Source organism: Mesorhizobium sp. M7D.F.Ca.US.004.01.2.1, from assembly GCF_003997785.1.
GTDB classification, from domain to species: Bacteria; Pseudomonadota; Alphaproteobacteria; order Rhizobiales; family Rhizobiaceae; genus Mesorhizobium; species Mesorhizobium loti.
In genome coordinates this window covers 1-4,718 of the sequence record NZ_RZRQ01000408.1, presented here as the reverse complement: position 1 = coordinate 4,718, position 4,718 = coordinate 1, and the positions used below count along the sequence as shown (strand labels likewise).

Sequence of the window (4,718 nt, the reverse complement as noted above, 5' to 3'; positions counted from 1 at the left end):
GCCTCCGCCTTGGCCGCGCCGTCTCGCAGCCCCTCGGGATCTTCGAGGGTCCCGCGATACACCTCGGCACCAGCGGCGGCCAGCGCCTCGGCGCCAGCGTCGGAGCGGGTAACACCGACGACCTGATGGTCCGCCTTGATGAGTTCGAGAACCAGCGCCGAACCGATGAAACCGGTCGCGCCGGTGAGAAAGATACGCATGCAAAATCTCCTGCACAGTTGCCTGCGTAATATTGCTGGTCTATTATTCTATTAAAGTAGTGATCTTATCATGGTATAATGGCTAACAGGATGCCCTCCAATTCCGCCGGCTCACTGGCAGCGTTCCTGAAAGACCGGCGCACCCGGCTTGATCCGGCGTCCTTTGGCTTCTCGGGGCGCCGACGCACGCCGGGACTGCGCCGGGAAGAGGTCGCCCAGCGCGCCAACATCAGCCCGACCTGGTATACATGGCTGGAACAGGGCCGAGGCGGCGCGCCCTCCGCCGATGTCCTCAACCGCATCGCCAAGGGCCTGCTGCTGACCGAGGCGGAACGCGAACATCTTTTCATGCTCGGGCTGGGGCGCCCGCCCGAGGTCCGCTACAGGGGCGTCGAGGGCGTCAGCCCCCGGCTTCAACGCCTCATCGACACGCTCGATGCCAGCCCCGCCATAGTCAGGACCGCCACCTGGGATGTCGTTGCCTGGAACCGCGCCGCGCAGGTGGTGATGACCGACTACAGCACCCTACCCGAAGGCGAGCGCAACATCCTGCGCTTCATGTTCCTCAGTCCCCATATCCGCGCTAGGCAGCACGATTGGCAAAACCTGGCCCGTTTCGTGGTGGGCGCGTTCCGTGCCGATGCGGCGCGCGCCGGCGCGGTCTCCGAGGTCGCCCAGCTCGTCGATGAGCTTTGCAGCGCCAGCCCCGAGTTTGCCGCCCTCTGGCGGGCAAACGACGTGCTCAGCCACGGCGACGGGACAAAGCGCCTGAAGCACCCGGAACTCGGCGATATCGAGCTGGAATATTCGGGGTTCGCGGTCGACGGCCGGCCGGATTTGAGCCTGACCGTCTACAATCCGGTCGACAGCGCGGTGGCCGACCGCATCCGCGCGCTGGCCCTCGCCCGACACCCCAAAGAGTAGAGGCAGGACGCCCCATCCGCTGCGATGACGCCCGCCCTCAAGCGCGCTCGCAGACCGCCTTCAGGATCTGCAAGGTCGGACCCCAGTAGAGATTGGCATGCGGACGGATCGCCGGTTCGGCGAAGTCGCTGAGCGTCAGCGTCAGCAGCGTTCCCCCATCCGCCGGCGCCAGATCGAAGCTGACCACCGTGTGGTTCTCGGGCACGTCCGCCAGCCGATCTGCCGACAGCGTGCTCCAGTAGCTGTACTCGAAGCTCTTTTCCGACTCAAAAGCGCGGATGGTGCCATGGTTCTCGAACGGCATTCCGTGCAGCAGTCCGCGCATCACGATCGCGCTGCCGGCATGCCCTTGCAGGCTAACGGTCAACTCCTCGTCGGACATCCATTGCGGGATCATTTCTGGCGTCGTCAGTATCCGCCAGACCTTGGCCGGCTCGGCACCAATGACAACGGTCTTGATGATCGGCGCGGGAGACTCACTCATGCTGCGCATTCACGCGGCTAACGCCGATCTGGCTGCGGCAGGCGGCCCTCGAACAGCGCACTCTGGTCGCGGATGCGTGCCGCCATGTGTTCGCGAAACACCCTAATGCGCTTGGTGCGCCGCAGGTCTGGATGGTAGAGCAGCCAGAGCCCGAGATCGTGGATCGGGTCCGGCTGGCGAAAGCGCGCCAGCTCCTCGGCGCTGTCGCCCATGAAGCATGGCAGATAGGCCAGGCCGAGCCCTTGTTTCAGGGCGGCGAGCGTCAGCAGCGTGTCATCGACGAAGAAACTGTGCCGGTGATCCGGGCATGCCGCATGGGTCCAGGATTGATGGAAGGCGCAACATTCCACGCCGATCCAGAGCGGCGTGGCACCGCTGGCGCGCAGGCCCTCCAGGTAGCGCCTTTCTCCGTAAACGGCCGACGCCACATTGGTGAGCCGCGTGCCGACCAATGTGTCCAGCGGCGTGTTGGTCAGCCGGATGGCGATGTCGGCATGACGTTCGGCCAGGCTGACATATTTGTTGGAGACCTGCACATGCAGCCGGATATCCGGATAGGCCTCGCTGAAGTCAGCGAAGATCGGCATCAGCACGGATGAAGCCATGTTGTTGATCGCCGATACTCTTAGTTCCCCGGCGACACGGTCTTCCTGACCGCCGAGCGCGCCCTCGATCTCGAGCACTTCGAGCTCCATCTTGCCGGCTGCCATCCTCAACTCGTCGCCGGCCGGGGTCAGCTCATATCCGGATTTCTTGCGCTCGATCAGCCGCGTGCCAAGCTGCGTCTCCAGCAGCCGGATGCGGCGCGACACGGTGGAGTGCTGGATGTTCATGCGTTTTGCGGCGCCGCTGATCGAGCCGTCGCGCGCGACGGCCAGGAAGATCCGCAAGTCATCCCAATGCATCCTGGACCCCGATCCGTGCAATTTTGCAAAATGGGCGTCGAGATTTCGAGAATGGCACCAGAACTACGCGATCAATACGGTTTCCGGCAAGGCAATAGTGCCTTTCAGGAGGAAGCCATGACCATACAGCAACCGGTTTTCGATCCGGTCAAGTTCAAGGACACCACCCGAAAGCAATGGGACAGCGCCGCCGAAGCCTGGAACCGCTGGGGTTCGCTTTTGACCCGCTGGCTGGGGCCTGCCACCGAACTGATGCTTGATATGACCGATATCGGCAAGGGCAGCCGCGTCCTCGATGTCGCCGCCGGTGCCGGAGAACAGACGCTGACCGCCGCGCGGCGCGTGGGACCGACGGGCTATGTGCTGGCCACCGACATCTCACCGGGCATTCTCGACTTTGCCGCCAGCAACGCCAAGCTAGCCGGCCATGCCAATGTCGACACGGTCGTTGCCGACGGCGAAATGCTGGATGCCATATCAGCCCAACCTTTCGACGCCGTGATCTCGCGCGTCGGGCTGATCTATTTTCCCGACCAGAACCGGGCGCTGGGCGGCATGCGCGATCATCTCAAGCCGGGCGGCAAGGTCGGCGCCATCGTCTATTCCACCGCCGACAAGAACCCGTTCTTCTCGATCCCGGTCGGTATCATCCGCCGCCGCGCCGCCCTACCCGCCCCCCTGCCCGGCCAGCCCGGACCGTTCAGCCTGGGCGACCCGGCGGTGCTTGCCAAACGCCTGACCGATGCCGGTTTCCATGACGTGCGCATCGAGAAGGTCAACGCGCCGGTGCGGCTGCAGTCGGCGCTGGAATGCCTGCAGTTCGAGCAGGAATCGTTCGGCGCGCTGCACCAGATGCTGGCCGGCCTGTCGCCCAGCGAGCAGGACGACGCCTGGGCGGAGATCGAGACCGCGCTTGGCCAGTTCGAGCATGACGGACAGTTCGAGGGGCCGTGCGAAATGCTGGTCGCGGCCGCCACCAGATAGGCCGCCCCATGCCAGCAGCTTGAGCAGCACCGGATGCGCGTGATAGCCAAGGTGCGGCGGCAAGTCCGCCCACCATGAAACGACGGTGCCGGCGGCAAGCTCGCCGGCGAACCGGACAAGCCAGCCGGATGACAAAGCAGGACATGACACCACGCCAGCCACGAGCCACCGGCAAGCCAGCCGGCGTCAGCCTGAACCGGGCGCTGTCGAAGCTTGGCCTGTGCTCGCGCACGCAGGCCGAGGTGCTGATCGCGGAAGGCCGCGTGCGCGTCGGCGGCAAGGTGGTGCGCGATGCAGCCCTGCGCGTCGACCTCGACCGCGACCGCATCGTCGTCGACGACAGGCCGGTGGTTGCCGAGCGCAAGGTCTATCTCATGCTTAACAAGCCGCGCGGGCTGGTCACCACCCGCGACGACCCGCAACAGCGCGACACCGTCTATGCCTGCCTCGAAGGGCTCGACCTGCCCTTCGTCTCGCCGGTCGGCCGCCTCGACAAGGCGAGCGAAGGCCTGCTGCTGATGACCAACGACACCCGGTTTGCCAACCGGCTGATGGACCCGGCCTCGCATTTGCCCAAGACCTATCACGTGCAGATCGGCACGGTGCCGGATGAGACGATGCTGGACAAGTTCCGCGCCGGCGTCACCGTCGACAGTGAGACCCTGACCGCCAGCTCGATCGAGCTTTTGCGCAGCGGCGGCCGCACCGCCTGGCTGGAGATCGTGCTCGACGAAGGCCGCAACCGCCACATCCGCCGGCTGCTCGCCGCGCACGGCATCGAAGTCAAGCGCCTCATCCGCATCGCCATCGGCCGCCTGCCGCTCGGCGACCTCGCCAAGGGCGCGGCGCGGCATCTGACGCCGGAGGAACTGGCGCTGCTGAGCGCTGAGTGACAGCTCAAAGGCAGAACTCGGCGGTGGGTTCTTGAGAGCGTCTCAGAAAATTTCTCACCCACACCGATGATTTCCACCCATCCCCACTGTCTTCACCTACAGGCACCGGAATCCTCCGGGCCGAAAAGCGAGGTGATCCATGGGATCGTTGCGAGGTCAGAATGTCGTCGTTGTCGGAGGCAGCAGGGGTGTCGGCCGCTCGATCGTAGAAGCCGCCTTCAGCGAGGGGGCGACAGTGCTCGCCGTCGCCCGCGGCGTGGCCGATTTGAAAGAACTCTCCTGGGAGATGTCAGGCGTCAAGACGCTTGCCGCAGACGCCACGCAGGAC

7 protein-coding genes are annotated in these 4,718 nt (G+C 65.0%); 4 read left to right on the top strand and 3 right to left on the bottom strand.

Going from position 1 to position 4,718, the window contains the following annotated elements:
• Positions 1-200: NAD-dependent epimerase/dehydratase family protein (locus EN993_RS31705; RefSeq protein ID WP_127265731.1), on the bottom strand; the 200-nt coding region annotated here is incomplete at its 3' end.
• Between the two features lie 90 nt (positions 201-290).
• Here EN993_RS31705 and EN993_RS31700 point away from each other — a divergent pair.
• A complete protein-coding gene (locus tag EN993_RS31700; protein ID WP_164548741.1) occupies positions 291-1,124 on the top strand; it encodes a helix-turn-helix transcriptional regulator in 834 nt (277 codons plus the stop codon).
• A 37-nt stretch (positions 1,125-1,161) separates the two neighbouring features.
• On the opposite strand, the gene EN993_RS31695 is transcribed toward EN993_RS31700, so the two are convergent.
• Together EN993_RS31695 and EN993_RS31690 are read right to left on the bottom strand one after the other, a co-directional pair.
• A complete protein-coding gene (locus EN993_RS31695; protein ID WP_127265730.1) occupies positions 1,162-1,608 on the bottom strand; it encodes an SRPBCC domain-containing protein in 447 nt (148 codons plus the stop codon).
• Positions 1,609-1,625: 17 nt separating this feature from the next.
• Positions 1,626-2,513 (bottom strand): LysR family transcriptional regulator, encoded by an 888-nt coding sequence (locus EN993_RS31690; RefSeq protein ID WP_109660424.1) that lies wholly within the window; start codon positions 2,511-2,513, stop codon positions 1,626-1,628.
• A gap of 117 nt (positions 2,514-2,630) precedes the next feature.
• Here EN993_RS31690 and EN993_RS31685 point away from each other — a divergent pair, with 117 nt between their 5' ends.
• The 3 genes from EN993_RS31685 to EN993_RS31675 all read left to right on the top strand — a co-directional run.
• The gene (locus EN993_RS31685; RefSeq protein ID WP_127265729.1) at positions 2,631-3,497 is read left to right on the top strand and encodes a class I SAM-dependent methyltransferase; all 867 of its coding nucleotides are present in this window, start codon (positions 2,631-2,633) and stop codon (positions 3,495-3,497) included.
• 128 nt (positions 3,498-3,625) lie between these two features.
• Positions 3,626-4,390, top strand: a complete 765-nt coding sequence (locus EN993_RS31680) for a pseudouridine synthase (RefSeq protein WP_245469026.1) — start codon at positions 3,626-3,628, stop codon at positions 4,388-4,390.
• A gap of 139 nt (positions 4,391-4,529) precedes the next feature.
• On the top strand, positions 4,530-4,718 hold a 189-nt coding region (locus tag EN993_RS31675), incomplete at its 3' end, for an SDR family NAD(P)-dependent oxidoreductase (RefSeq protein WP_127265727.1).